The organism is Microbispora sp. NBC_01389 (assembly GCF_045040095.1).
Classification (GTDB): Bacteria; Actinomycetota; Actinomycetes; order Streptosporangiales; family Streptosporangiaceae; genus Microbispora.
This window is the reverse complement of sequence record NZ_CP109552.1, coordinates 2,928,162-2,954,750: the sequence shown is the minus strand read 5'-3', so window position 1 is coordinate 2,954,750 and position 26,589 is coordinate 2,928,162. Positions and strand designations below refer to the sequence as shown.

General features: G+C 69.0%; 24 protein-coding genes, 1 tRNA gene and 1 pseudogene. 10 read left to right on the top strand and 16 right to left on the bottom strand.

Annotated features, from left to right (window positions below):
• Positions 1-7: 7 nt before the first annotated feature.
• Complete coding sequence (locus OG344_RS13440; protein WP_405088509.1) at positions 8-3,292, bottom strand: BTAD domain-containing putative transcriptional regulator; 3,285 nt, start codon at positions 3,290-3,292, stop codon at positions 8-10.
• A gap of 57 nt (positions 3,293-3,349) precedes the next feature.
• Positions 3,350-4,348 carry a nitroreductase/quinone reductase family protein gene (locus tag OG344_RS13435; protein WP_405088508.1) on the bottom strand — a complete coding sequence of 333 codons (999 nt, stop codon included), beginning with the start codon at positions 4,346-4,348 and terminating at the stop codon, positions 3,350-3,352.
• Positions 4,349-5,104: 756 nt separating this feature from the next.
• On the opposite strand from OG344_RS13435, the gene OG344_RS13430 reads away from it, so the two are divergent.
• From OG344_RS13430 to OG344_RS13420, 3 genes are all read left to right on the top strand, one after another.
• Positions 5,105-6,952 carry an FAD-dependent oxidoreductase gene (locus OG344_RS13430; protein WP_405088507.1) on the top strand — a complete coding sequence of 616 codons (1,848 nt, stop codon included), beginning with the start codon at positions 5,105-5,107 and terminating at the stop codon, positions 6,950-6,952.
• Between the two features lie 76 nt (positions 6,953-7,028).
• Positions 7,029-8,054: an ATP-binding cassette domain-containing protein gene (locus tag OG344_RS13425; protein ID WP_405088506.1), complete on the top strand. Its 1,026-nt coding sequence runs from the start codon at positions 7,029-7,031 to the stop codon at positions 8,052-8,054.
• On the top strand, positions 8,051-8,887 hold the full coding sequence (locus OG344_RS13420; RefSeq protein ID WP_405088505.1) for an ABC transporter permease: 837 nt from the start codon (positions 8,051-8,053) through the stop codon (positions 8,885-8,887). The genes OG344_RS13425 and OG344_RS13420 overlap by 4 nt, the downstream gene beginning before the upstream one ends.
• 1,731 nt (positions 8,888-10,618) lie before the next feature.
• Here the strand turns inward: OG344_RS13420 and OG344_RS13415 are convergent.
• Together OG344_RS13415 and OG344_RS13410 are read right to left on the bottom strand one after the other, a co-directional pair.
• A pseudogene (locus OG344_RS13415) lies at positions 10,619-11,809 on the bottom strand (ATP-binding protein); the annotation flags it as partial.
• A gap of 418 nt (positions 11,810-12,227) precedes the next feature.
• A complete protein-coding gene (locus OG344_RS13410) occupies positions 12,228-12,650 on the bottom strand; it encodes a GNAT family N-acetyltransferase (protein ID WP_405088504.1) in 423 nt (140 codons plus the stop codon).
• Between the two features lie 89 nt (positions 12,651-12,739).
• On the opposite strand from OG344_RS13410, the gene OG344_RS13405 reads away from it, so the two are divergent.
• A complete protein-coding gene (locus OG344_RS13405; protein WP_405088503.1) occupies positions 12,740-12,997 on the top strand; it encodes a hypothetical protein in 258 nt (85 codons plus the stop codon).
• A gap of 50 nt (positions 12,998-13,047) precedes the next feature.
• Here the strand turns inward: OG344_RS13405 and OG344_RS13400 are convergent, their stop codons facing one another.
• Complete coding sequence (locus OG344_RS13400; protein ID WP_405088502.1) at positions 13,048-13,425, bottom strand: 5'-nucleotidase C-terminal domain-containing protein; 378 nt, start codon at positions 13,423-13,425, stop codon at positions 13,048-13,050.
• Positions 13,426-13,976: 551 nt separating this feature from the next.
• Between OG344_RS13400 and OG344_RS13395 the strand changes: the two genes are divergently transcribed.
• A complete protein-coding gene (locus OG344_RS13395; RefSeq protein WP_405088501.1) occupies positions 13,977-16,673 on the top strand; it encodes a ricin-type beta-trefoil lectin domain protein in 2,697 nt (898 codons plus the stop codon).
• A gap of 220 nt (positions 16,674-16,893) precedes the next feature.
• On the opposite strand, the gene OG344_RS13390 is transcribed toward OG344_RS13395, so the two are convergent.
• On the bottom strand, positions 16,894-17,739 hold the full coding sequence (locus tag OG344_RS13390; protein WP_405088500.1) for an alpha/beta fold hydrolase: 846 nt from the start codon (positions 17,737-17,739) through the stop codon (positions 16,894-16,896).
• Entirely contained in the window at positions 17,736-18,179 is a 444-nt protein-coding gene (locus OG344_RS13385) for a MarR family winged helix-turn-helix transcriptional regulator (protein WP_405088499.1), read from the bottom strand. Before OG344_RS13385 ends, OG344_RS13390 begins: the two co-directional genes overlap by 4 nt.
• A 330-nt stretch (positions 18,180-18,509) precedes the next feature.
• Between OG344_RS13385 and OG344_RS13380 the strand changes: the two genes are divergently transcribed.
• Entirely contained in the window at positions 18,510-18,779 is a 270-nt protein-coding gene (locus tag OG344_RS13380; protein WP_405088498.1) for a transposase, read from the top strand.
• Between the two features lie 46 nt (positions 18,780-18,825).
• On the opposite strand, the gene OG344_RS13375 is transcribed toward OG344_RS13380, so the two are convergent.
• Both OG344_RS13375 and OG344_RS13370 read right to left on the bottom strand, forming a co-directional pair.
• A complete protein-coding gene (locus tag OG344_RS13375) occupies positions 18,826-19,194 on the bottom strand; it encodes a helix-turn-helix domain-containing protein (protein ID WP_405088497.1) in 369 nt (122 codons plus the stop codon).
• The gene (locus OG344_RS13370; RefSeq protein ID WP_405088496.1) at positions 19,191-19,565 is read right to left on the bottom strand and encodes a type II toxin-antitoxin system RelE/ParE family toxin; all 375 of its coding nucleotides are present in this window, start codon (positions 19,563-19,565) and stop codon (positions 19,191-19,193) included. The genes OG344_RS13375 and OG344_RS13370 overlap by 4 nt, the downstream gene beginning before the upstream one ends.
• Positions 19,566-19,892: 327 nt before the next feature.
• On the opposite strand from OG344_RS13370, the gene tnpC reads away from it, so the two are divergent.
• Positions 19,893-21,386: an IS66 family transposase gene (gene tnpC, locus OG344_RS13365; RefSeq protein WP_405088495.1), complete on the top strand. Its 1,494-nt coding sequence runs from the start codon at positions 19,893-19,895 to the stop codon at positions 21,384-21,386.
• Positions 21,387-21,489: 103 nt separating this feature from the next.
• On the opposite strand, the gene OG344_RS13360 is transcribed toward tnpC, so the two are convergent.
• The 5 genes from OG344_RS13360 to OG344_RS13340 form a co-directional block, all read right to left on the bottom strand.
• Positions 21,490-22,062: an Imm21 family immunity protein gene (locus OG344_RS13360; protein WP_327043609.1), complete on the bottom strand. Its 573-nt coding sequence runs from the start codon at positions 22,060-22,062 to the stop codon at positions 21,490-21,492.
• 310 nt (positions 22,063-22,372) lie between these two features.
• The gene (locus OG344_RS13355) at positions 22,373-22,846 is read right to left on the bottom strand and encodes a DUF6941 family protein (protein WP_405088494.1); all 474 of its coding nucleotides are present in this window, start codon (positions 22,844-22,846) and stop codon (positions 22,373-22,375) included.
• Entirely contained in the window at positions 22,846-23,262 is a 417-nt protein-coding gene (locus tag OG344_RS13350) for a hypothetical protein (protein WP_405088493.1), read from the bottom strand. The genes OG344_RS13355 and OG344_RS13350 overlap by 1 nt, the downstream gene beginning before the upstream one ends.
• Positions 23,263-23,265: 3 nt before the next feature.
• Positions 23,266-23,541 (bottom strand): hypothetical protein, encoded by a 276-nt coding sequence (locus OG344_RS13345; protein WP_405088492.1) that lies wholly within the window; start codon positions 23,539-23,541, stop codon positions 23,266-23,268.
• Positions 23,542-23,757: 216 nt separating this feature from the next.
• On the bottom strand, positions 23,758-24,246 hold the full coding sequence (locus OG344_RS13340) for a hypothetical protein (RefSeq protein ID WP_405088491.1): 489 nt from the start codon (positions 24,244-24,246) through the stop codon (positions 23,758-23,760).
• On the opposite strand from OG344_RS13340, the gene OG344_RS13335 reads away from it, so the two are divergent.
• The 3 genes from OG344_RS13335 (at position 24,245) to OG344_RS13325 (ending at position 25,440) form a co-directional block, all read left to right on the top strand.
• A complete protein-coding gene (locus OG344_RS13335) occupies positions 24,245-24,409 on the top strand; it encodes a hypothetical protein (protein ID WP_327043605.1) in 165 nt (54 codons plus the stop codon). The two genes, OG344_RS13340 and OG344_RS13335, sit on opposite strands and share 2 nt — an antisense overlap.
• 153 nt (positions 24,410-24,562) lie before the next feature.
• A complete protein-coding gene (locus tag OG344_RS13330) occupies positions 24,563-25,018 on the top strand; it encodes a hypothetical protein (protein WP_405088490.1) in 456 nt (151 codons plus the stop codon).
• A gap of 11 nt (positions 25,019-25,029) precedes the next feature.
• Positions 25,030-25,440: a tyrosine-type recombinase/integrase gene (locus OG344_RS13325; protein ID WP_405088489.1), complete on the top strand. Its 411-nt coding sequence runs from the start codon at positions 25,030-25,032 to the stop codon at positions 25,438-25,440.
• Between the two features lie 59 nt (positions 25,441-25,499).
• On the opposite strand, the gene OG344_RS13320 is transcribed toward OG344_RS13325, so the two are convergent.
• Both OG344_RS13320 and rlmB read right to left on the bottom strand, forming a co-directional pair.
• A tRNA-Thr gene (locus OG344_RS13320) sits at positions 25,500-25,572 on the bottom strand.
• Between the two features lie 51 nt (positions 25,573-25,623).
• Complete coding sequence (gene rlmB, locus OG344_RS13315) at positions 25,624-26,580, bottom strand: 23S rRNA (guanosine(2251)-2'-O)-methyltransferase RlmB (protein ID WP_327043603.1); 957 nt, start codon at positions 26,578-26,580, stop codon at positions 25,624-25,626.
• Positions 26,581-26,589: the final 9 nt, after the last annotated feature.

Genomic DNA, 26,589 nt, shown 5'->3' with positions numbered 1-26,589 from the left:
CCTCCCCTTACGAACACTTGTCGAGGGCTAGCTGGGCCCTTGACAGCCAGTAGCCGGCCCCGGCCTGTTCGAGGAGGCGCACCGCGTCCCGCAGCCGCTCGCGCGCCGCCGCCCGGTCGCCGAGCGCCAGCAGCGCCTCGCCCAGATGGCCGTCGTACGCTCCGGGGACCGTGGTGCAGGTGCCGACCACGAGCAGCAGGCCGGAGAAGGGGCGCAGCAGGTCGCAGACCTCCCGGAGGACCTCCTGCTCGCCCAGCCGGATCGCCGTGTGAAGCCGGAGCATCGCGGCGAGCGACCAGCTGTAGTCACGCGGTGGCATGGGGGTCCCGTGCAGCAGCCGCCGGGCGCGGTCGCGCTCCGGCTCACCCAGCCCGCTCAGCGTGTACGCCGCGGCGTACGCGACTCCGGGGTGACCGGTGCGGCGGAAGGCGTCCTCCAACCGGCCGGCCTCGTCGGCGAGGTCGTCCACGGGAAAGAGCGCCTCCATCCGCAGGACGACCATGCTCGCCTCGAAATAGGCGAGGTCGGAGAACGACAACGTCGCTCTGAGCGGCTCCAGGTGGCGGAACGCGTCCGGCACCCCTTGGAAGAGGTCGAGCCCCACCCGCGTGACCGCCACCTGGAGCGCCAGCGTCGGGTTGTGCGGCTCACGCAGCGACGCGCCGGTCTCGGCCAGCAGCGCGCGGGCGTCCGCGACCCGGCCGCGCCCCACCAGCTCGGTGGCGACCTGGAGCTGCGCGATGACCCTCAGGTGGGACGGCAGGTGCGGCTCCGCCAGCAGGCGCCGCGCGGTCGCCGCCCGCTGCTCCGTGAAGTCCTGCCCCAGCAGCGCGATCAACCGCAGGTGGAGCGCGCGCCGGAGCGCTTCCGGCTCGTCCAGGCGTTCGGCCGCCGCCACGGCCTGCGCCGAGACGTGCTCGACCTCGGCCTCACGACCGGTCTGGGCGAGCACCACGGCCCGTACGGCCTGCGCCGAGGCCCGGGCAGGCGCGGCCGGAGGCAGCTCCCGGACCGCGCGGTCCATCGCCGCTCGCAGGGCGACCGGATCGAAGTCCTGGTTGAACGGCACCCAGACACCGTGGCCCATGGCGATGTCGGCGGCCCGCACCGCCTGGTCCAGGTCGTCGCCGGCGAGCGCCAGCGCCTGCTCGATCGCCTCGTAGCCCTCGTCGAACCGCCCGGCGGCGTAGCGGCTCTCGGCCAGGCCCACGGCGAGCTCGAACCGCTCGTCCGCGCCCGCCCCGGCGAGCTCGGACACCGCGAGCGCCTCCTGCCAGGAGGTGGCCGCGTCGTCGAGGGCGTGCCTGCGCATGGCCACCCGCGCCGTGCGGGCGGCGTAGCTCATCGCCATGCGGGCCGGCTCGGGCCCGAGCTCCGCCGCCGCCAGCCAGTGCCGCGCGATGGTCGCGGCCTGGTCGTCCCGATCCCCGTACGCGCGGGTGAGCACGCCCGCCAGCCGCGCGTGCACCCCCGCCTGCCACAGGCGGGAGCGGCGCGACAGCAGCGCGTCGGTCACCAGGGCGTGTGCGAACGCGTACCCGCCCAGCCGGGCGCCCGACTCCCGGATCAGACCCGCCGCCAGCGCGGCGTCCAGCGAGGGCACCAGGTCGCCCAGGCCGCGCCCGGCAACCTCGGCCATGACCGCCGCGTCGAACTCGTCGCCGGCCACCGCGGCCAGCTCCAGCAGGCCGGCCGCCTCCTCCCCCAGCCCGGCCACCCGGTGCAGCACGACGTCGAGCACGCCCTGCGGCAGTTCCTCACCCGCCCGGGCCAGCTCGGTGAGGAAGAACGGGTTCCCGGCGGTGCGTCCGCGCAGTTCCCCGGCCCTGCGGCTGCCGGGGTCGCGGCCGGACAGCTCCCGTACGAGCGCGCGCACCTCCTCCGTCGCGAGACCGTCGAGTTCCAGCCTGCGGGCGCCGAGCCGGGACAGCGCCGAGAGCGTGGCGGTCAGCGCCGACGCCTCGTGCCGCCGGAAGCTCGCCACGACCAGCAGGCCCGGCCGCGCGGTGGAGGCCACATGGACCAGCAGGCGCAGCGTCGCGTCGTCGGCCGCGTGGATGTCCTCCAGGACGACGGCCACCGCGCCGAGATCGGCCAGAAACGCGCCGACCGCCTCGAAGAAGCGCAGCCGTGCCCCCTGCGCGTCGTACGCCGGGATCGCCTCCACCCCACCCGACAGGAACGTACGGACCTCCTCGGGCAGCACGGCCCCGGGTGTGGCGTCCGCGAGATCGCGCAGCACCTGCTCCCACGGCCACAGGGCGGGCGCCGTCTCGTGGTCGGGGCTCGACCCCCACCCCACGGGGACGCCGGCCGTCGCGCGAAACCTCCTGAGCAGACTCGTCTTGCCGACCCCCGGTTCGCCGTCCAGGAGCACGATCCGCCGGCCCGCGGACGCCGCCTCCGCCGCGCCGGCCAGGAACCCCAGCGCGCTCTCGCGCCCGACGAACGGCCCGTCATCCGTGTGCCGGCCGGGCGCGGGCCGCTGCACAGGCCGCTGCATCGGGGGCGGGGCAGTCCTCCGCGCCGGAGTCAGCGCGGCGTCCTGGCGCAGGACGGCGGTCTCCAGTTCGCGCAGCCGCGGCCCGGGGTCGATGCCCAGCTCGCCGGCGAGCACCTCGCGCACCCTGCGCAGGCACTCCAGCGCCGCCGCCTGACGGCCCGACCGGTAGTGGGCCAGCACCAGCATCTCCCACGCCCGCTCCCGCAGCGGGTGGTCGTGGACGAACGGTTCCAGCCGTGCGACGACGTCGGTGTGGCGGCCCAGGTCAAGCAGGGACTCCGCCAGCCCCTCGACCGCGTCGAGCCTGAGCTGCTCCAGCCGGGCGATCTCGGGGCGCGCCCACTCCTCGGCGCGCACGTCGGCGTACGCGTCTCCCCGCCACAGGCCGAGCGCCTCGGTGAGGACGGCGGCCGCCTCCTCGTTCCGCCCCTCGCCGAGGTGGCCCGAGCCCGTGGACACGAGCGCGTCGAAGTCCCGCGTGTCGAGGTCGAGCCCGCCGGTCATCAGGCCGTACCCGTCCGCGGCGCTCACGAGGACCGCGGACGGCGTCCTCGCCTTCCGGCCGGGCTCCAGACGGCGGCGCAGGTCGGAGATGTACACCTGGAGGCTGCCCTGGGCGCTGGCGGGCGGGCTGCCGGACCACAGCCGGTCGGCCAGCACGTCGGCCGGGAGCACCCGGTCGGCGTGCATCACGAGGAGGGCCAGCAGCGCCCGCTGCTTGGGCGGCCCCACCGGTACGGCCTGCCCGGCCACGACGAGTTCCATGGGACCGAGGACGTTCAGCCGCACGGGCCAATGGTAGGGACCCGCCTTGAAACGGTCCACCCGCTCGATAAGCCGCGGGCCTCACTTTCCCGGCCGATCGGACTGGGGTGCACCCGTCACCGGCGGGAACGGAATCGCCACCAGGACCGGGAGGAGCCACTCCTCCTCGTCGTCGAGATGCGCCCGCAGCTCCGCCGACATGCGGTCGAGCTCGGCCATGAAGCGCCGAGGCTCGGCCCTGCCGATCCCGTCCAGCAGGGCGACCAGCTCACCCTGGATCCGCGCGATCACCCGGTGCTGCTCGCCGAGGCGGTCGAGGGCGTCGCGCAGGTGCGGGTGCATGTCCGCGAGCGCCGGGAAGACCGCGGCGTCCTCGCCCCGATGATGGAGCTCCAGGCCCTGGCAGAATGCCAGGCAGTGCTGCCTGAGCCGCAACCCGAGCCTGAGATCGCCACGCTCCGCCTCGCCCGGCCTCGCGCTCCCTGCCTCCCCACGCTCCGCGCTCCCTGCTTCCCCATGCTCCGCGCCGCGTGTCTCCTCGTGTTGTGCCCGCTCGGCGAAGTGGGCCCCGGCCTCCTCCCGTACGTGCCCGAGCTGGGCGCGCAGCCAGGCGTGGATCTCCAGCAGCTTGCCCGCCATGGTGGTGACGTCCTCGGGCGCCTCGGCCGGCGCCTCCGGGCGCTCCAGCACGACGACCGGCAGGGCGCGGGCCGTACGGGCCTGGTAGTCGCCGTAGCCGGGCGCCACCCGCACGACGTGCTCGAACAACCGCTCGCGCGCCGCGCCCTCGGCCGGCACCGCGATGGCGTCGAAGACCTCCTCTCCCAGCTCGACCCGTACGGCCGGACGCGCGAGCAGGTTGTGATACCAGGCGGGATGGCGTGGCGCACCGCCCGCGGACGCCACGACCAGCAGCAGATCGCCGTCGCGGACGTAACCGAGCGGAACGGTGTGCTCCTTTCCCGACTTCGCGCCGACGGTGGTCAGCAGGAGCAGGTCGCCGCCCTCGAAAGGGCCGCCGACCTTACCGCCATTGGCGCGGAACTCGTCGATGACGGACTGGTTGAACGATTCGGACACTGATGAACTCCAAGAGCGTGGGACGAACGAATACAAGGGCGGGCGCGGTGCGCCGCCGGGCCGCCGGCCGGTCGTCGCGACAGGCGTCGGCGAGCGGGCACGGGCAGGCCGGGGTGAGGTGCGGTGACGGCGCGTACCGGCATGCCGCTTGGGCACATCGACACACGGAAAGACCGGCAGGCGGAGATCTCCGTACGCGGCCGGACGGCGAGAACCGCACCGGAGGCACAGGAACGCGGCGGCTCAGCCGCGACGCGCGAGCGCGGAGCGCGGCGTCAGGCGGGAGATGCGGAGTGTGTACTCACGGCGGAGGTCCCTTCACGAAGGTGCGGCCCGGCTGCCGATCGGCCTATCGCTGCCTCCCTGGGGCAGCGTCCATGTGATCGGCGCCACGCGGCACGCCGATCATTAGAACCGGCGCGTTCTCCTCCTGTCAACGCGGTCCGATCACCTGCTCGACGACCATCGCCGGGGCGACCGGTGGCCCGCCGTCATCGTGGCCGGCGGCGAGGTCGTCGGCCAGGTGACCGAGAGCACAATCCTGCGCGGCCCCTTCGGCAAGGGCTTCCTCGTCGACGGCGCATGGCAGGACGAGATCTTCTGGGAACGACTGCTCGACGAGGAGCCGGCCGCCGCTTGACCCGCGCTTAACGATTTCCTGGGGCACCAGTTACCCGCCCCCGGCGCGTCGCGCGCCGCCGTACGGCCGCGGTCTCGAAACTCACTCTCCGCAACCATCTCGTGGAGGAGGAGTTCGTGGGCACAATCGACCGGCGAGGATTCGCCAAGCTGGCCGGGCTGGGGGCGGTGGCGTCCGTCGCCGCCCCGTCCCTGGGCACGGCGCCCGCCTCGGCGGCACTCGCGCCGTACGCGGGAGAGCGCCGGCAGACCTGTCTTCGGGTGGCGCGCGATCTCCTGCTCGTCGGGGAGGACGGCACCGACCTCAAGCACCGGTACCTTCAGGTGCTGATCGACAAGGGTCTCCCCCGGGCCCGTACGCCCAAGAGGGTCCTGGTCGTGGGGGCCGGCATCTCCGGGCTCGTGGCCGCCACGCTGCTCAAGCAGGCGGGGCACCGGGTCACCGTCATCGAGGCCAACGGCAACCGGATCGGCGGCCGGATCAAGACCTTCCGCTCGGGGTTCCGCGACCGGCGCCAGTACGCCGAGGCGGGGGCGATGCGCATCCCCGACTTCCATCCGCTGACGCTGGCGCTGATCGACAAGCTGGGGATCACCCGCCGTCCCTTCTACAACGTCGACGTCACGCCCGGCGTCCTGCCCAAGGGACCGGTGCCGCCGGTCGTCTACACCTCGCGGCAGGGCCAGGTGTGGCGCTCCGGCCCGCCGGAGGGCGACTTCACCGCCCCGCCGCGGATGAACCACACGTTCATCCACGTGAACGGCGTCACCCAGCGGCGGGACGAGTACGCCGCGGACCCGCGCAGGATCAACGCCACGTTCGGGCTCAGGGACGGCCGGACCGCGGCCCGGATCCTCGACGAGGCGCTCGACCCGGCGCGGGACTACTTCTCCGTGGTCCGGGGCGGCAACCGGGCCGACAAGCCGCTGCCGGAGCTGGTCGACGGCTGGGCCCGGCTGCTGTACGACTTCGACGGCTACTCGATGTACGCCTACCTGAAGGAGCACGCGAAGCTGGGCGACGAGGCGATCGACGCCATCGGCACGCTGGAGAACCTCACCTCCCGCCTGCCGCTGTCGTTCATGCACACGTTCCTCACCCGCAGCCTCGTCAACCCCGACGTCACCTACTGGGAGATGACCGGCGGCAGCGGATCGCTGCCGTACGCGCTGGAGCCCGGGCTGCGCGACGAGATCCGCATGGACCGCAGGGCCATGCGGATCGACACCTCCGGCCGGGGCGTGCGCGTCTCGACCGTCAGCGAGGCGGGCAGCACGGAGGACGAGTTCACCCGGCAGGGGCGGCGCGAGACGTTCGAGGGCGACGTCGCGATCATCACGGTGCCGTTCTCCGCGTTACGCCACGTCGAGATCGCGCCCGCCCTGTCCTACGCCAAGCGCCGCTCGATCATGGAGTTGCACTACGACTCCGCGACGAAGGTGCTGCTGGAGTTCGGCAGGCGCTGGTGGGAGTTCACCGAGGAGGACTGGAAGCGCGAACTCGGCGGCCGTTACCGCCCCGGGCCGGTGACGCATGTGACGGGCGGCGGGTCGGTCTGCGACAACGCCAACCGGTTCATGTACTTCCCCTCCCATCCGGTGCCCGGGAGCGAGGGCGGGGTCGTGCTGGCCAGCTACTCGTGGGCCGACGACGCGACCCGCTGGGACTCCATGGCCGACGAGGAGCGGTACGGCTACGCGCTGCGCGGGCTGCAGGAGGTGCACGGCGACCGGATCGCGGAGTTCTACACCGGCCACGGCCAGACCCAGAGCTGGATGCGCAACCGCTACGCCTTCGGCGAGGCCGCGGTCTTCACCCCCGGCCAGATGACCGAGATCCACCCCGCCATCGCCGTCCCCGAAGGCCCGCTGCACTTCGCCGGGGAGCACACCTCGCTCAAGCACTCCTGGATCGAGGGCGCCCTGGAGTCGGCCGTACGCGTGGCCCTGGAGGTCAACGCCTGAACCGTGCCGATGTCATCGTAAAGCGGTGAAACCTGGCCGAGGGCACCGTGAAACCCGGGCCGCCGACAGTGGTGCCATGAGCATCACAGAATTCCGGCCTTCCGGGGGCGGCCCGGCCCCGGCCGGGGACACCGATCTGGCCGTACGGGTGCGAGGGCTCGTGAAGACGTTCGGCGAGCACCGCGCCGTCGACGGCATCGACCTCGACGTGCGTTCTGGCGAGATCTTCGGCGTCCTCGGCCCGAACGGCGCCGGGAAGACCACGACACTGCGCATGCTGGCCACCCTGCTGAAGATCGACGAGGGTCGCGCCGAGATCTTCGGGGTCGACGTGGCCGGCAACCCGCACGTGATCCGGCAGCTGGTCGGCGTCACCGGACAGTACGCGTCGGTCGACGAGAACCTGACCGCCCGCGAGAACCTCTGGCTCTTCAGCCGCCTGCAGGGCGTCGCCGGGCCGCGTGCCCGGAGCATCTCCACCGAGTTGCTGGGCCAGTTCGGCTTGGAGGACGCCGCCGACAAACCGATCTCACAGTTCTCCGGCGGCATGCGCCGGCGTCTCGACCTGGCGGCCAGCCTGATCACCAGGCCACCGCTGATCTTCCTCGACGAGCCGACCACCGGTCTCGATCCGCGCACGCGCGGCCAGATGTGGGACACCATCCGCGGTCTGGTCGCCGACGGGTGCACGGTGCTGCTGACCACGCAGTATCTGGACGAGGCCGACCAGCTCGCCGATCGCGTCGCCGTCATCGACCACGGCCGCAAGGTCGCCGAGGGCACCCCCGACGAACTGAAGACCGCCGTGGGCGACTCCACCCTCCAGTTGCTGCTCGCCGATCCCGGCGAGGTGCCCGCCGCCGTGGAGGTCGTACGGCGCGTCCTCGGCTCCGAGCCGGTCCTCAGCCCGGAGAAGGGCCGCCTCAACGTCCCCCTCGACCAGGCCGACCTCGCCGCGGACGTACTGATCGCGCTGCGCTCCGCCGGGGTGTCGATCACCTCGGTGAGCGTGGACAAGCCCAGCCTGGACGAGGTGTTCCTGGCCCTCACCGGTCACGAGACGGACGGGGACGACGAGAACGGCACGAAGGAGAACCGATGAGCACCGTGATCGCACCTGCCCGCGAGGTGGTCCGGGCCGCCGAGCGCGTGGCGGCCGCCCGGCGGCGCGTCTCCCTGGGGGAAACGCTCGGCCAGACCCTGATGATGGCGTGGCGGGCGCTCAAGAAGATGCGCCGCAACCCGGAGCAGTTCTTCGACGTGGCGCTGCAGCCGCTTCTGTTCACCGCGATGTTCGCCTTCATCTTCGGCGGCGCCATCGCCGGCGACGTGGCGAGCTATCTCCCCCTGATGATCCCCGGCATCGTCGCCCAGACGGTGCTGACGACGTGCATGGCCACGGGCACCCAACTCCGCGAGGACATGGAGAAGGGCGTCTTCGACCGGTTCAAGTCGCTGCCGATCGCCCGGATCGCGCCGCTCGCCGGCCCGATGGTGGCCGACCTGCTGCGCTACACGATCGCGGCCACGCTGACCTTCGCCATGGGCCTGGTGATGGGCTACCGCCCGGACGGCGGACCGGCCGGAGTGCTCGCCGCGATCCTGCTGGCGGTCGTCACGGGCTGGTCGCTGGCATGGGCCTTCACCTGGGTCGGCACGATCGCCCGGAGCGCCCAGGCCGTGCAGGGCATCTCGATGATGATCCTGTTTCCGCTGACGTTCCTGTCGAACGCGTTCGTCCCGGTCGAGACGCTGCCCGGCTGGCTGGCGGCGTTCGTCCGGATCAACCCGGTCTCACACCTGGTCACGGCCACCCGCGACCTCGCCAACCACGCAGTCGTCAGTGGAGAGGTGGGCTGGACGCTCCTCGCGTGCGCCGTCGTCATAGCGATCTTCGCGCCGCTGTCGGTGCGCAGCTACAAGCGGCACATGTGACGTCCGTCCGGCACGGCCGAAGACCTGCTCGACGAGGCTCCGCGCCTCGGGGAGCAGGTCGGCGCCGCGCCGGTCGCCGTACTCGGCCCGTACGGCGGCGATCGTCCCGGGCGCGGCCCGCTCCGCGTACGGTTCAATCCGCTGGAAGGCCATGCTGGGCATGTTGTTGTGGTAGGTGAACCGCTCGGCCAGCACCAGCAACCCGATCGCGTCGCGGGGAGTCATGGCTCCCCGCAGCAGCCCCCAGGCGCCGAGCGCGAAGAGCACCGAGCCGCACAGCGGGTAGTCGAAGGCGGGGTCGTCCACCGTCCACATGCCGTGACCCCAGGCCTCGGGGGAGGAGATTTCGGTGGCCAGTGGGTTGTAGGCCTGTGCGACGGAGAACAGCGTCTCGCCGTACCCGACGTCCTCCGGCGAGGCGTGGTACGCGTACGCCGTCAGGGTGACCGACACCGCGATGATCACCCACGGCGTGTCCGCCGGGTGGGGAGCGCCCGGCAGGCGCAGGTCACGCGCCCGCTCGACGGCCAGGCGGTACTCCCTGAGCGCGACGGCCGTCTCGCCGCGGGCGAGGGCGAGCTCGGCCGCGCACAGCGAGGCGATCGCCCTCCCCCCGAGCACCGCCTCGTTCGCGTTGATCCGGGTGATCTCGGCGAACTCGGCCTCGGCGCTCGCGAGATCACCGTCGGCGAGGGCGGAGACCAGCAGCACCGTACGGAGCTGGGTCTCGTCCTCGGTGGCTCCGAGCCGGCTCAACACCGGAATGGCGGTCCGCGCGTGCCCGACCGCCCGCCGGTGGTCGCCGAGCCGCATCACCAGGTGGGCGAGCGCGGTGCGCACCATCGCGGCGAGCCACGGCCCCTCGTCCTCGGGGAGCATCGTCAGGGTCCGCTCGGCGGCCTCGATCGCCCCGTTCACCTCTCCCGCGTTCTCCATGATGTAGACGCTCATCTGCGTCGCCATGAAGGCTGTGTAAGGGTCGTGGCTCCGGCGCAACTCCGCCAGCCGGCGGTACATCTCGGCGCCGTCGCCCGTGTGGCACACGAACAGCACCTTGGCCATCGCCGCCAGCCGGGGATCCGTCGTGGCGCCGACGGGCAGCGTATGGAGGAGGTCGCGTACCGGCTCGACCCGCCGATCGGTGACCATGCTGTTCATGAGCGTGATCAGCATGGCGCCCCTGGTCACCTCGACGAGGTGCGGGGGCGGCGCCCAGACGGTGATCACTTCGCAGATCGCGTCCAGGTGCACGAGGAGCCGGGAGTGCTCGCCGCGGATCGACCACAGCGCCCCGAGGCCGGCCAGCAACTGGACCGTCGTGGCCGGATCGGCCTCGCCGAGGGCCCGCCGGAGCAGATCGGCAAGGTTGCCCTCCTCCGCCCGAAGCGCGTCGACCGCCGCGAACTGGGCCGAGGTGAACAGCACCCGGCCGTTTTCGACGGCATACGCCGTCGCCCAGGCCCGTTGCGCCGCCCGGGCGGGCGCCTCCTCGCCGGCCTCCCTCAGACGCATCCGCCCGAACTCCCTGACGGTCTCCAGCATCCGGTAGCGGAGGCCGTACGCCGTCTCGGAGAGGCTCAGCATCGACTGCTCCGTCAGCGCGCCCAGGACGTGCAGGGCGTCCGGGCCGAGGACCTGCTCGGCCGCGGCCAGCGTGAAGCCGTCGCCGAACAGCGACAACCACCGGAGCGCCCGCCGTTCCGGCTCGTCCAGCAGGTTCCACGACCAGTCGATGACCGCGAGCAGCGTCTGGTGCCGGTCGGGGGCCGTACGGTTCCCGCCGCGCAGCAGGGCGAAGCGGTCCGCCAGCCGCCGTGCGATCTCCTCCACCGACATCACCCGCGCCCTGGCCGCGGCGAGCTCGATCGCGAGCGGCAGCCCGTCGAGGCGGGCGACGATCTCCTCGACCACGCCTTCGTCGATCCGTACGCCCGGGCGGGCGGCGGTGGCGCGCTGGCGGAACAACTCGACCGCGTCGCGCGCGGGCAGCGCGCCGAGCGGATAGACGCGTTCGGCCGGAATCGACAGGGCGGCGCGCGAGGTGGTGAGCACCCGCAGGTCGCGGGTCGTCACGGTCAGGAAGCCCACCAGGTCGGCGACGGCCTCGATCACGTGCTCGCAGTTGTCCAGGATCAGCAACGCCGGGGCCTGGTCGAGATGCCGGGCGATCCGGGCGCGGACGTCGGAGCGCTGCTCGGCGGTCAGGGCGCGGCGCCCGCTGACCGAGTCGCGGACTCCGAGCGCCGAGCCCACCTCGCCCACCACGCCCTCTGGCGAGGAGACGCCGACCAGTTCGACGAAGTGCGCGACGGGCTGCGCGGCGTTCCTGCCGACGACATGAGCCAGCCGCGTCTTGCCCAGCCCGCCGGGGCCGATGACGGAGACCACCCGGTTGGTCCGGAGCAGGGCGTGCACCGCGCGGATGTCGCCGTCCCGGCCCAGCAGCGAGGAGCCGTCGAACAGGATGCCCTCACGCACCGGCCGGTCGGCGGCGAGGAGCTCGGCGTACACGCGGGTGAGCTCGGGCCCGGGTTCCGCGCCGAGCCGCTCCGCGACGCCCGCGCGATACCGCTCGTAGCGCTCCAGCGCGGCGGCGGCACCCCGTACGGCGGCCTCGCTGCGCAGCAGGCAGGCGAGCAGTTCCTCGTCGTGCGGCCGATCGGCGGCGGCCTCCTCCAGCAGCGGCAGCGCGCCCTCGTGCGCGCCACTGCGGCCGCGGGCGATCGCCGCCACCCGCCGCGCCTCGGCCGCCCATCCCGCCGCGATGCCCCTGAGCTCGGCGAGCGGGCCCGTCGCGCCGTCCGAGCCGCTCCTCCCGAGATCGATCGCCTCTTCGGCGCTGCGGCGCGCGAGCGCCACGTCGGCCTCGCCCAGCGCGGCCCGCGCCTGCTCCACCAGCGCGGCGAGCAGCAGCGCGTCCACCTGGTCGGCGGCGAGCCCGAGCCGGTAACCGCGCGGGACCCGGACCACGACGTCGGCGTGGGTCGCCGCCCTGGTCCGCGAGACGACCACCTGCAGCGCCTTCGCCGGATTGGCCGGCGCCTCGTCGGGCCACAGCTCCTCGATCAGGCGCTCGTCACGGACCCCGGAACGTCCGTGCGTGGCGAGCACGGCCAGCAGGGTCTGCGCACGGAAGCCGACCACGCGCGCGCCCCGCCAGCGGACGCCGTCGAGCAGGACAAGTTCAGGGGACACACCTTCAGCTTACGGACGAGCCCCCCTCCACGAGCGTGCCCGCGCACGACCTGAGCCCGTTTGCCGGCGAATCCGTTTTCCAAGAGCGCGCGATCACCTCACGGGCGCTCCTCGGGGAGTGGACTGCGGCCAGCGCCTCAGGGCTCTATCTCTGATCGAGTAGGCGGGTCATCCAGATCATGTCGCCGCGTTCGGCGTCCTCGGTGACGCGGTCGCTTCGGTGGAAACCGAGCTTCTCAAGGACGCGGAACGAAGGTGTGTTCCACTCCCGCACGGTCGCCCAGAGCCGTCGGCGTCCTGTCCGCGCCGCGGCTCCCATGACCGCACGGGCGGCTTCCGTCGCGTAACCGTGGCCATGAGCTTTTCGTGCCAGCTCGTACGCGATCTCGGGTTCGTCGAAGGTCGCCTGGCCGACGGTCAGTCCGCAGTATCCGATGAACTCACCGGTGTCCCGCAGTTCGATCGGCAGCAACCCGAGCCCCGGATCCGCCATCAGCGGATTGCCGAGGAGCCGACCGCGCATCTCCTCGACCGTCGGGCGCCCCTCGGCGTCGATCCGCCGTCGCAACGGCGGAGAACATCAAATGTACAAAATATCGCCCGCGCTGTGATGCTTCACAGTAGAAGTCCGGCACGACATCGCTCCAAGGAGGGTAAGTGCGGAAAATCAAATCTTTGGCCGTCGCCGGCGCATTGATCAGTGGGCTGGCGGTCGTCGCGAACGCCGCCCCCGCGCACGCCGACACACTGCGCAACGTCTACTACTCCTCCTACGACTGCTACCGGTACGGGGACTACGGCGTCCAGAACCACATGTGGACCTGGTATCGCTGCGATTACCATACAACCTGTGGTTCCTCTGGAGCGTCCCGTAAAAGGTCCTCCAGGGCCGTGACCGGACCCAAGGTGCACTGATCGCCGGGCGGAACGGATTCCGCCCGGCGATCAGCACGTTCACGCCATGCTCATCGAATGGTGACCCGGGCGCCGGCCGGTGCGCTGACCGGTGAGTTCTTCACCAGATAGGCGGCCAGTGTGTAGCGGAGCGAGGACGACGGCGTGAGCACCCAGCCCTGCGCGTTCGGGTACGCGAGGACGGACTTCAGCGCGGCGCCGGTGACCTCCCACACGTCCACCGCGAACCCGGCCGGAAGCGTCGCGAACACCTCCTCGTAGGTGACCGGGCCCGCGTCGCGATGGGCTCGCGTCCCGTAGACCTTGAAAGTGACCGGGCACTTCGACGCGGTGGTCCGCTCGAGTGCGAGGGTGAGTTTCCCCAACCGCCGCCGGCGCCCGGCAGGGCAGGCGCCGACCACCACCGACATGGCCAACGGGCTGTCCACTCGCTCCAGCCTCGAACCATCTGTGGGTCGCCGATCGAATGTGATCGATTCTGTTGATGAAAGTTTCACCGGCATGTGCGATTCACCGCCGGTGATGTCAGCCGATCCACCCTCCGCCCGCCCGGATCGCGGGCCGGCCCGGACAGAGGGTCCGGTGCGCCGCTGACACCGCCTGCAGCACTGCGCCAGACCACGGGCAACCGGCGCGAAGGCGGAGGTACCAGTACCCGACCTGGAAGAACGGACCCACGACCGGCCGGATCCCACCGTACGCCCGACCGGCGGCGTCCCACCGCAGCCCGTGGGAGGTCCGCGACGCCCCGGAAGATCACCCGGCATCGCCGCGCCGAGGGGTGCGTGCCCGCGCCGCATCGACTGTTGCCAGAAACCTCTGTTAATGCGACATTACCCCCACACATCAGTCGGCATACGTCATACGTTACTGCGTCACGAAGGACCATGAGCCGCCTTTGGCGTACACCCGATGAGTCCTGTATCGGCGGGGTTATGCGCGGTGAAAACGTGCTCGGAACCAGCGAAAGGAACAGAGCGTGAAGTCAGCCCTGTCCACCACTGGGAAGGCGTTAGCAGCGCTCGCGGTGTTCGTCGCCGCTGTGTTGCTGCCGGTCTTCGCAGGTAGTGTCCCGGCCTCGGCGGCGACCCAGGCCACCTACTACGTCGCCCCCGACGGCAACGACGCCAACCCCGGAACGGTCACGTCACCGTTCAGGACCCTGCAGCGCGCGAGGGACGTCGTCCGCACGGTGAACGCCAACATGACAGGCGACATCTACGTGTATCTCCGCGGGGGCACCTATTCGGTCAGCAGCACCATCGACTTCACGCCGGCCGACTCTGGCACGAATGGCTACCGGGTCGTATACGCCGCGTACCAAAACGAGACGCCGGTCCTCACCGGAGGCGTCCAGGTAACCGGATGGACCCAGCACAGCGGAAACATCTGGAAAGCCCCGCTGAATCGCAGCAACAAGCTCCGTGCGCTCTATGTCAACGACAAGCGAGCGTTCATGGCGTCGAAGACGATGAACTCGGCGGGATGCTACGGCACCTACACCATCACGGCGGGGCAGGCGTCCTGGGCGTGGGAATCCGGTTCGCAGTGCGCGGGAGCGAAGTACAGCCTGAACGACTTTCCCGCCGTCGCCACGAACCAGGATGACATCGAAATAGAGACCGCGACGACCTGGACCACGGCCATCGTGGGTGTCCGGCAGGTCACCACCGAGGGCTCGAACCGGATAGCTCTGTTCCAGCAGCCGGGAGCGGCCATCGCCCAGGGCGCCTTCAACGGCAACGCCCAGGTCGGCGGCAGCCACAAGGTCATGAACGCCTACGAGTTCCTGCACGCGCCGGGCGAGTTCTTCTTCGACAAGACGAGCCGGACGTTGTACTACTACAAATCGGGCTCGGAGGACATGACGACCGCCTCGGTCTGGGCGCCGAACAACGTGTCCACCCTTATCCGGGTCGCCGGCGCCTCCACGAGCAGCCGCGCCCGGAACATCACGTTCTCCGGCCTCACGGTCCAGCACTCCGACTGGAACCTGTTCAACGTGGCCGGCTCGGTGCTCAAGCAGGCCCAGCAGGGCAACCTCGGCGCCATCGCGTACGCCAAGCAGAACTTCCACGCCTACTACTACCGCAACGTCGACCTGGCGCCCGGCATGATCCAGGTCGAGAACGCCAACGGGCTCGTCCTGCAGAACAACCGGATCCAGCACACCGGCGTCGACGGAATCACCCTGGCCAACGACGTGGTGAACACGCAGCTGATCGGGAACTACACCAACGACATCGCCGGATCCGCCATCTCCGTGGGCCATCCCCAGCATGTCTACATCGGCGACTACACCTCGACGAACCGCGAGAAGTATCCCGTTCAGGTCGAAGGCGCGCCCAAGAACATCGAGATCAAGAACAACTACATCTACGACAGCGCCGTGTTGTTCAACGGGCACAGCCCGATCTCGGCGTACTTCGCCGACACCCTGTCCATCCAGCACAACCGCATCGAGAAGACCCCGTGGTCCGGTATCACGCTCGGCTGGGGTTGGTGGAACTTCGACGGATCGTCAGGCTCGATCGCGCCCAACCGGCCGACCACCACGGCGAAGAACAACACCATCAGCTACAACCACATCATCGACACGGTGCAGCGGCTGAGCGACACGGCGCCCATCTACACGCTGGGCAACCAGCCGGGCACCACGATCACCAACAACTACCTGCAGGGCGTCCCGTCCGGTCACAAGTACGGACTCCACCCGGACGAGGGCTCGGGGAACATGACCTTCCGCGACAACGTCCTGAGCGTGGACAAGAACGTCACGTGGCTCATCAACAGCGACGACTTCGGGCGTAAGCACGACCTGAGCATCACGCAGACGTACGGCCCGATCAACAAGGTCTCCAACAAGAACCTGCCGAACAGCACGGTCCAGGACATCCTCGTGTCCTCCGACTATGTCTGGCCGTCGCAGGCGTATGGCATCGCCGTGAACTCCGGACTCGAGGACGCGTACAGGAACATCGTCCCGCAGAGCAATCTCTCTCTGCCGGATCACGTCCTGCCCGCCAGCACCTTCGTCGCCGCCGGGGTGACGTCGATTCCCATCCGGAGCGCCGGCGACGCGGGCAAGACCGTCTGGCTGGCTCCCTCGGGCACGACGTCCTTCTCCGCCGGCGCCACGATGACCAGGGCGGACGGAACCGCGACCTCCATCGCCGTTCCGACGGCGAACGGTGAATATCGCCTCTACGTCGTGGACGCCCAGGGGAATCGTTCGGCTGAGTCGAAGTCGCTCGTCAGGCAAGGAAACGGCGGCGGGAACGGCCAGCAGAGCGGCACGATCGTGGGCACCCAGTCGGGCCGGTGTGTGGACATCAGCGGCGGCACGGCGACCAACGGCGCTCAGGCGCAGCTGTGGGACTGCAACGGCCAGACCAACCAGCGGTGGGTGTACACGTCGGGCAAGCAGCTGCAGGTGTTCGGCAACAAGTGCCTGGACGCCTACGGCCAGGGCACCTCGAACGGCACCCAGGTGATCATCTGGGACTGCAACAGTCAGACCAACCAGCAGTGGAACGTCAACTCCAACGGCACCATCACCGGCGTGCAGTCCGGGCTGTGCCTCGACGCCAACGCGGCCGGCACCGCCAACGGCACAAAACTCATCCTCTGGGCCTGCAACGGCGGAAACAACCAGAAGTGGACCCTGCGCAACTGACGTAATGGTCCCACCGGGCCGCGGACGGTGACACGCGCACCGCCCGCGGCCCATGCTTTTGTAGGTCCCGTGCCGTATTCACAGGCAACGGAGCCACCCGACCATGGGATACGAGCCCGCTTTGATACGGCGGACAGGTTGAGTGTGGCGCGACTGACCACGGGGCGTCGTCGAGGGCGACACCGACTCCGGAACGATCACGAGACCGCTTGGCTGAACATCACAGGAAGAACGCCAGAGCCCGCTCGGCCACAACCGAGGCTGGTTTCCGTTCCGATGGCCCCAAATGGTTGAGGCCGTCCAAGATTTCGAGTGTGGCGTTGGGAAGGGTGTCGCGGAGCATGGCGAACTCCGCTCGGTGCGCGCGCGAAGAGCGGCCGCCGCAGAGGAGCAGCACCGAGGTGGTGACGTTCGCGAACTCGGTGAGCCGACCCTGTTGCGCTGCAATCTGCTCGTGCTCGGCCAGATTGGCTTCCAGAAGGGGCCGCATCCGCTGCCAGCTCGGCCCACGGAATCCCACACGCAACGCCATCCGCAGATACCAGTACGGCAGTTTGGTCATAAAGGCCGGCGCGCCGTCCGATCCTCGGATGAAGTGGACGAACGCGCCGTAGGGATCGCCTGCGGCCAGCCGTTCCCGGTAAGGGGCCATCCAGCCGGTGGGGACAGGGGCGCAGGGCACTCCGGGCTCATAGACCGCGATGCGATCGAACAGCTGGAACGAGCGTGCGGTCTCAAGAGTGACGAGTCCGCCGTAGCTGTGTCCGAACGCCAGCCGCGCCCCGGTCTCCGCCTGCACGGCAAGGAGATCTTCTACTTCCTTCCTCAGGGCGTACTGGGACCCCTGAGGGCCGCTGGCGCCGCGTCCTCGCCGCTCGACGAGGTACACCGTGAAAGAGCGGGCCAGCACGGAGGCCAGCGGCAGGTAGTCCTCCGAGGTTCGCAGAGCCCCGCCGAGCACAATGAGACCCGGCCCAGCGCCCATCGTCTGATAGCTGATCGCCGTGCCGTCAGCCGAGAAGACCGTGCGCTGGCGTACCGGCGGGGTCTGGATGCTCTGGCTCACTTGGCCACCTCCCGCTCCCGCTCCAGCCGATCAAACGTCCCCAGCAACCGTGCGGTGTGCTCGGCGTACTCGGCGTACGGCACGCCGCTGTGTGCGACGAGGGCGGCCAGCCGTTCTTCGAACCCCTTCTGGACCGAGGCCACCAGCTGCTTTCCCTCATCGGTGAGGCTCAGCCGCCGGCGGTGCCCCCCGGCCGGGTCGGGCTGGACGTCAAGAAGCCCGTCGGCGGCAAGGACAGTGGTCATGCGGCTTACCGACGGCTCGGTTACACCGAGGCATTCGGCAAGGGTCCGTTGCGTCGAGGCCCCCAGCTCCCCTACCACGGTCAGCGCCAGGAAGCGGCTGTAGGACACGTTGCGCTCCGCCCGCAGGGTCCGGTCGGCTGCCCGGTCCAGCCGGGCGGTGAGCACGTGCAGGTTGAAACTCAGATTGCGTTCCATGCCAGTAACTTAACATGCTAATTTAGCATTGCAAGTTACCGCCTCGGCCGGTTCACCCTCGGGTGGTAACCATGGGTCACAAGCTGCCGCGACCGACCCGTGCTGAACGGACCGTGCCGAAGATGCAGCACCGCCGTCCGGCCTGGACCGCGCACAGTGTCATAGCATTCGGACACGGGCATTGGTGACTACTCCCACGACACCGTTGATGTCCCACCAGATGCCTGACGGGTGCACGCTACGGCGCGGGACAGGACACGGCAGAGACGGCTTTGCCTAGTCCGGGGCGTAGCGCGTTGTCGTAGCGCGCCTGCCTTGCTTGCCTCCCGGATGAGAACTTTCTCTACGTCTTCAAGCCAGGACTACCTGCGGTTCGCCCGAGACGAACGGGTGCCCTTCGACAACAACGCGGCCGAGCGCGAGATCAGGATGATCAAGCTGAGGCAGAAGGTCTCCGGTTGCCTGCGCACGTTGGCCGGCGCCGAGCAGTTCTGCGCGATCCGCAGCTATCTAGCCACCGCCCGCAAACACGGCGTCGACTTCTTCCACGCCCTCGTTGAACTCGCCGAGGGACGTCCCTGGCTGCCTGCCACCGCGTAATTCCACACGTCTCGATCTTGATGGCCTAACCAGTTACCTCGAGCATTCACGCTGCTGAGGTGTGGCCTCCGGTTGTTGGCTCACCAGGCCGGGGGCCATCGTGGGGCGTGAAGACGAAGGCAGAGCCGTTGTCGTCCAGCCGGATGGTCAGGGCAGCGTCCAGAGCGCTCGCGAGCCGGGTCAGCAGGGGCAGTGTGGGTACGGAGTCACCGCCTTCGATGTTGGAGATCTGGGGTTGGGTCATGCCGGCGTGGCGAGCGAGTTCGGCCTGGGAGAGGCCGAGGGCGGTGCGGCGGTTGTAGACGGCCTGGCCGAGAGCCAGAGCCTGACCCGCCTCCACGTAAGTGGGAGACTCCTCGACCGTCTCGCCCAGGAGCTTCCTGGTCCGCCGGGTCTTCCACTGAGAGTGGTTCACGGCTTGTCCTCCTTGGTCCGGTCGTAGATGTGTTCGGCAGGGGTGTGCTCGGCTTCGCATACCTTCTGTGCTTGCCGTGCCCGTTCGATCTCCGCGTCCTCCCGTTGCCGGGTCTTACGGAACACGGTGAGGAGCACGATGCGCTGGTCGGGGGCGAGCCAGTAGGTGATGCGGATGGCGTTGCCGTCCAGAACGAAGCGCAGTTCGCGGACCTTGCCGCCGAGGTGGCGTGAGTACGGCTCGCCGAGGGTGGTCGCCTGGGAGGCGAGCATGTCGACGGCCCGCTCGGCCTTGTCGTAGTGCCGGTCGGTGAGTATCTCCAGCCACTGTCGGACCTCTGCCTCGATCTCGATCCGCCAAAGCGCGCCCACCTGCTGATTATACAAAAAGTGGTATCGCGGGTGTCGATGGTGCGGAGGCTGGCCACCGCGACCTGGAGACATCCTTGATGGATCACACGAGCATCGTCTTGACGCAACATCGTCTGGCCGGCACCGCCCTGACGGCGGCCGCCGAGCCGAAGGTGCGTCTACAAACAGCGCCGACCGCCCCGCCCTCATCGTTGACCTGATCGTCCCCGGCGGTAAGCATTCACGTCATGCGCGCTTTGTGACCGATGGCTTGCTGGTGTGACGTTCCGTCACTTTGATCGTTGATCTCCGGCATGCTGTGATGGCCGTGTGCCTGGCCTGGAAGAGATGTCGCGTGAGGAGCTGATCGCTCTTGCGCGCGCTCTGGCCGAGCGGACGGTGATCCTGGAGAAGGAGAATGCCGAGCTGCGCGAGCATGTGGCCGTGCTGGAGCAGGAGAATGCCGCGCTGCGTGAGCGGGTCGCGCGGTTGGAGCGGCTGATCTCGCGCAACAGCGGTAACTCGGGGATGCCGCCCTCGGCTGATGATCTGCCGGGTAAGAAGCAGCCCAAGGCCTCTTCCGCGGCCCGTGGGGCGGGCAAGCGCAGGCCGGGCAAGCAGCCGGGCGCTGCCGGGGTGAGTCTGGCGTGGTCGGATGAGGTCGCCGAGCGCGACATGGTCGAGCACTTTCCCGAGGGGGCCTGCGGGTGCGGGGCCGATCTGGCCGGCGCGGCCGATCTTGGGGTGACCGGCCGGCATCAGCAGATCGAGATTCCGCTGGTGACCGCCCGCCGCCTGCAGCACAACCTGCACACGGTCGCCTGCCGGTGTGGTGCGGTGGATACCGCTGCCCGCCCGGACGGGGTGAGTTCCGCGCCGGTCAGCCTCGGGGTCAATCTGCAGGCGTGGTGCGTGTATCTGCTGGTGGTCCACGCGATCCCGGTGCATCGGTGCGTGGAGTTGGTCGCCTCGCTGACCGGGGCGCAGCCGTCGGTGGGGTTCGTGCACGGCCTGATCGCCCGCGCCGCGGGCCTGGTCGCCTCGGCCAATGCGCGGATCCGTGCGCTGCTCACGCTGGCGTACGTGGTGTGCTGCGATGAGACGCCGATCCGGGTCGGACCGAAGAAGGCCAAAAAGTACCTGCTGGTGGCCTGCACGAAGGTGTTCACCTCGTACATGCTCGGCGACCGGGACATGGCCACGTTCAAGAGGTTCGTCGTCGCCGGGTTGACCGGCGTCGTCGTCCACGACCGCTACCAGAACTACGACTCGGCCGAACTCGGCGAGCACGACCACCAGCTGTGCGTGGCTCACCTGCTTCGTGATCTGCAGGACTGCGCCGAGACCTACCCTGGTGCGGCCTGGCCGGCTCAGATCCAGATCGCGCTGCGCGGACTGATCCACGCCGCCAACCTCGCCCGCGAGCAGGGCAGGGACGCCATCGCCGAAGGCACCCGGAGAATGTGGATCAGCAGCTTCCGGCACGGGGTGCGGGTGGGCCTGTCGGAGGTTCGCCGTCTTCCCGGCCCGGCCAAGACCGTCACCCAGCCCGTCGGCCGCGTGCTGCTGGAGGTGTTGCGCGACCGCGAGGACGACGTGCTGCGCTTCGCCCGCGACCTGCGGATTCCTCCCACGAACAACCAGGCGGAACGCGATGTCCGCCCAGCCAAGACCCAGCAGAAGATCTCCGGCCGGCTCCGCTCCGAACGAACCACCGCGCACCGTTACGCCATCCGCGGCTACCTGTCCACCGCGGCCAAGCACGGTGCCGATGTCATGACCGCGATCCGAGACGCCCTCGTCGGCCGCGCCTGGATGCCTCCCGATCCCACACCGGCCTGACCCCAACACCCACCCCGGGACGACTCGCGGCCATGCACCATCACACACCGCGATCAAGCAACACCGGAATGCATCAGAGCTGAATGCTTACCCCCGGCGGCCTTCAAAAACTTGAAGAGGCGACTGCGGACAGGTTCAGCCATACGAGCACGATGCGCTCTTCCGGAAGTTCGACGTAAGCGGCTCGCACCTTGTATCGGCCGGGTCTCAGGTCGATCCACAGATGGTCCTCGGATGCGACGTACTCATGCCCATGAACGGAGTCGAAGAGAATCACTGACTCTTCTACCGTCCATGTCACCTCTTCGTCCTCCGGCACGGTTCCCGCGTCGATGATCCCGACCACCGCCTTCGTGAGGGTGCTCGCCTCCTGCGCGTAACGTGCGGCTGATCGCATGCCTACCCGTTGGATGATCACGTTTCGTTCTGGCAGGTAGGTCGTAGCGCCAAGTTCGCCCGCCACGACCAGCGCTTGGGACGGGCCGACGTCGATCAGCCCGATGTACGACTGCACGGAGCAGGCGCGGCCGTAGTCGCCCTCATCCTCGGGATAGTCCACAGGCGCTCCGTGCCAGTACGAAAGCACTGACTGCGGCACGAGGATGTGCGGGCCGCCCAACGTACTCACCCACGTGAGCCCACCGGAATCCGCCTGCTTCGGATCATTTGCGGCCATGCCGCTGAGCGTACACAGGCAACACGCCAAAATCCTCGGCGACTCGACTAACACAAGGCCCCTGACCGGGAATCACCTGGTCAGGGGCCTTCGGTACGAGAGCCGCCTTGGGGAATCGAACCCCAGACCGTCTGTTTACAAGCCGACTCAGACATGTCTAGGACCATCCATCATTGCCCATATTCAGGCATTACACGGACTACCGCTGCCATTCGAGTCCACCCTCGTCCACGCCGGTTGCCGCGTGGCGAGTACACCGGGATTGCGCGCGGTCTGATGTACAGGCCACGTTGCATTGGAGGGTCAGCGGTCAGAGTTCTTCTAGATCGTCATCTGCCTCTTCGACAACGTCCTTTTCTCGCCTGATAGCGAAGGCAACCGAGGCCGCTTCCCGATCATTGAGGCGGAGCACCCATCGGTAGACCCGCCCTGGGGGCAGTTTGATCATTCCCACGTCGACGGCGAAATTGGCGTGAACCCCAACGGCGGAGATATCTTCATCCAATTCGTTCCGGTCGGAGAGCCTGAAGTTCCCTTCAATGAACAGAGGCCGCATCTCTCCATCGGCAGCCTCGACACTGACTGGCTCGCCATCCATCTCCACTAGATGCAGCCTGAAGAGAACGGGCTCGGTGGATTCCAGCACGCTTGCCCGAACGAATATCGCCAATGACATGTGAGTTCGGCCTGGCCCAATGAGCGACCAGCCCCCGCCCAGGATGCTGATCTTCCCCGTACCATGCTCGTTCCGGACGCTATCGGCCAGAACCAGAAACGCCTCCATTAGCAGCCCACCGTGAATTTCTTACGCACCGTAGCGGAACGAGTAGCCGGATGGCCTGAACTGCTGAACGCGACAGGTATTCCATCTGGCCTGCTGGTGATGCTCACGCGGACGTGACTTGCCATGGGTTCGCGGGAATGCTTGACGATCTCGTCTATCGCGATATCTGGATCGAGCCATACCATCAGCCGTGCCCGTAGGTCGCGCTTCAGCTTGCTGAGGCTTAGCCGTGTCATCTTGATGCTTCGCAAGTCGGGCGATGAGGCCCGCCACCCGTCGTCAGTTTCGCTGTACACGATTCGGATCACACGTGGGCGTTCGACCGTCTTCGCGGCAGGCTCAGAGAGATCGTCCCAGGGCTCACCAGATCGTGTCGTCACACCTCTCATGATGCCTGCTTTCTCGTCATGGCGCACCTGTCATTCCTCTTCATATGCGGTGCCCAGCCGGTAGTGCCCGTCTGGTTCATCCACGATGTACAGGTAGGCGCGGAACTTGACCCCGCTGAAGGTCTCGGCCCAGACGATCTTTCGGGTGCCGTACTCAGGGTGATCCTCGGTTTCACCGATAACGCCCGGCTGAGCGACCAGGGCGTCATGGACGTCTTCACCGGTCAGGTCGTGCTTAGATTTGATCTTCGAATCGATGTTGCCCGGAATGTCAAGCTTGGAGATCCAGACCCGGGTGCGCACCACGACTCGCAAGTCTCCCACCAGACACGAGCTCGCGCACTCCGTTGAGCAGATCCCGGCTGCGCTTGGGCGAGAGTCGATGTGCGGCACTGACCTTGAGCACAGTGCCGATACCCAGATCTTTCAGGATCATGATCGAGTCCTCCCGAGTGCCGTGTTGATCACGGGGCGGGCGGGTGAGCGGGGCCTTTCTGCTGGCCGGGGCGGATGGGGTCGCGGTCAGGTGGGGGCGGCCAAGGCTCGGATCTTGCTCCAGGCCGTGATCAGGTCGGCGGTGTGGGGATGGTCGGCGCATAGCCGGATGAGGCGTTTTCGTGCGCGTCGGACGGGCCGGCAGAGCGCGGGTGTGGCGGTGCGCAGGTGGGGGTGGTGGTCGAGGATGAGCAGGCGGAGCCAGGTCAGCGGGTCGGCGGCGAGCATGACAGGTCGAGCAGGCCGGTCAGTTCGGTGACGAAAACCGAGGCCAACCTCGACGGCAAGTACCTCCTTCGCTGCAGTGACCCCCACCTCAGCGCCGAGGACATCTCCCTGGGCTACAAGCAGCTCCTGGAAGTCGAGCGCGGCTGGCGCGACATGAAGCAGACCATCGACCTGCGGCCGGTCTACCACCGGCTCGAAGAACGCATCCGCGCCCACGTCATCTTGTGCTGGCTCGCCCTGCTGCTCATCCGCATCGTTGAGACCCAGACCGGCATGACCTGGCCTCATGCCCGCCCGCGAGCTCCAACGCCTCCACATCGGGACCTTCGCCGGCCCCACGGGCACCTTCCAACAGGTCACCAGCCTCACCAAGGCGCAGAGCGACTTGCTCGCCAAGCTCGGCATCCCCCGTCCCAAGCAGATCCTCGACCTTCAGCCCACACCCCGCTGACCAGCAGGAACATCGCCGCCTAGAGAAACGCCCTCCAGGCTGCCAAACCCATGTCCTCGCAGGCCAGACCCCGAATCCGGTCCTCCAGGACACCGAATTACGTCGAACCCGGGCAGAACGAGGATTCCATTTATAAGGACGGCGATCGGTGGCGTGGGGCGATTGCGCTCGGCTACGGGCCGGACGGCAAGCGGATTCGAAAGGGGCTACAAGGGCAACAGCATCCGCAACATGCGGGCCGTACTCCGGAAGGCGCTGAGCCAGGCAGAGCGTGAGGGGCTGATCGTGCAGAACGTCGCGGCGCTCTCGCTGCCTCCTCGTATTCGGCAGTCAGAGGGGCGGACGCTCACAATCGATCAGGCGCACACGCTCCTCGACGCGGTCGCCGAACATCGCCTCGGCCTGGTGGTCCTTCTCTCGCTCGTCTTCGGGCTGCGGCGCGGGGAAGCCCTGGGATTGGTGTGGGACGCGTTCGATCCCGAAGCGAAAACGCTCCGGATCACCCACGCCGTGAAGCGGCTCAAGAACCGGGACGCGAACGCCGAGACCAGGACGAAGATCGTGATCAGCGAGGTAAGACTCCCAAGTCACGCCGGACACTGGCGCTGACCTCCGAACTGGTGGACGCGCTCAAGGCGCACCGGGCCAAGCACAACGCCGCACGGCTGAAGGCCGGCGACGCATGGCGGGAACACGGCCTGATCTTCCCCACCTCGTCGGGCCGTCCGTCCGATCCGGACAACTTCTCTCACGTCTTCTCGCGCCTGACCAAGAGCGCGGGTCTAGGCCACTGGCACCCGCACGAACTCCGCCACTCCGGAGCCTCGATCATGCTCGCCCAGGGGACCCCGTTGCACGTGGTCTCCGAAGTCCTCGGGCACGCCAGCGTCGCGATCACCAAAGACGTCTACGGGCATCTCATGGAGGGTGACCGGCGGGCGGCGACGGAGGCCATTTCCGGCGCTCTGCTGGGACAACGGAGGCGGGCGGCTCCCAGGGTGGCTCCCGACGACGCCGAAGAGACCGGATGAGCCGCGAAAGCACAAAGCCCCTGACCGTGAATCACGTGGTCAGGGGCCTGTCGTACGAGAGCCGCCTTGGGGAATCGAACCCCAGACCTTCTGTTTACAAGACAGATGCTCTGCCGATTGAGCTAAGGCGGCCTGCTACCCACACGAGTTTAGTGGGCCGGGGGCCGTACCGTCACGGCGGAATCACCGGCGGCGGTGGCGGGCGACCTCGTAGAGGGCGATCCCGGCGGCCACGCCGGCGTTCAGGGACTCGGCGGCGGCGTTCATGGGGATGCGGGCGATCTGGTCGCACGACTCCCTGACCAGGCGCGACAGGCCCTTGCCCTCCGAACCGACGACCACGACGAGCGGCTCGGAGGCCAGCTCGACGTCGGCGATGTCCACGGTGGCGGTGCCGTCGAGGCCGACCACGAAAAGGCCCTCCTCCCGGTACGCCTGGAGCGTCTGGGTGAGGTTCGAGGCGCGGGCGACGGGCAGGGTGGCGAGGGTGCCCGCCGAGGTCTTCCAGGCGCCCGCGCTGACACCCGCGGAGCGGCGGGACGGGACGAGCAGCCCGTGCGCGCCGAAGGCGGTCGCGGAACGCGCGATGGCGCCGAGGTTGCGGGGGTCGGTCACGCTGTCCAGAGCGACGATCAGCGGCACCTCCGCCGCGTCCCTGGCCAGCTCCACGAGCCGCTCGGGATGCGCGTACTCGTACGGCGGGATCTGCAGCCCGACACCCTGGTGGCCCGTGCTCTCGGTCAGCCGGTCGAGCCTGTCGCGGCCGACCTCCAGCAGCGCGATCCCGCGGTCGGCCGCGATCTTGATGGCCTCGCGGACCCGGTCGTCGCTGTCGATCCGCAGCGCCACGTACAGCACGCTCGCGGGAACGCCGGCCCGCAGCGCCTCGACCACCGGGTTACGCCCGCCGATCACCTCGGGAGCGTCGTCCCTGCGCGTACGGCTCGGCGTGCGGGACGACGAGGCGCCGCCCCGGGACTCCCGCTCGATCCGCTCGGCGCGGGCCTTGTCCTTGTACCAGTGCCGCATCTCCGCCGGCGGCGTCGCTCCCCTGCCCTCCAGGGAGCGACGAACCTTGCCACCGGAGCCCTTCGCCGACCCCTGCTTCTTCGACGGCTTCCCTGAAGCCCTACCCGCCATGGTCTCTAG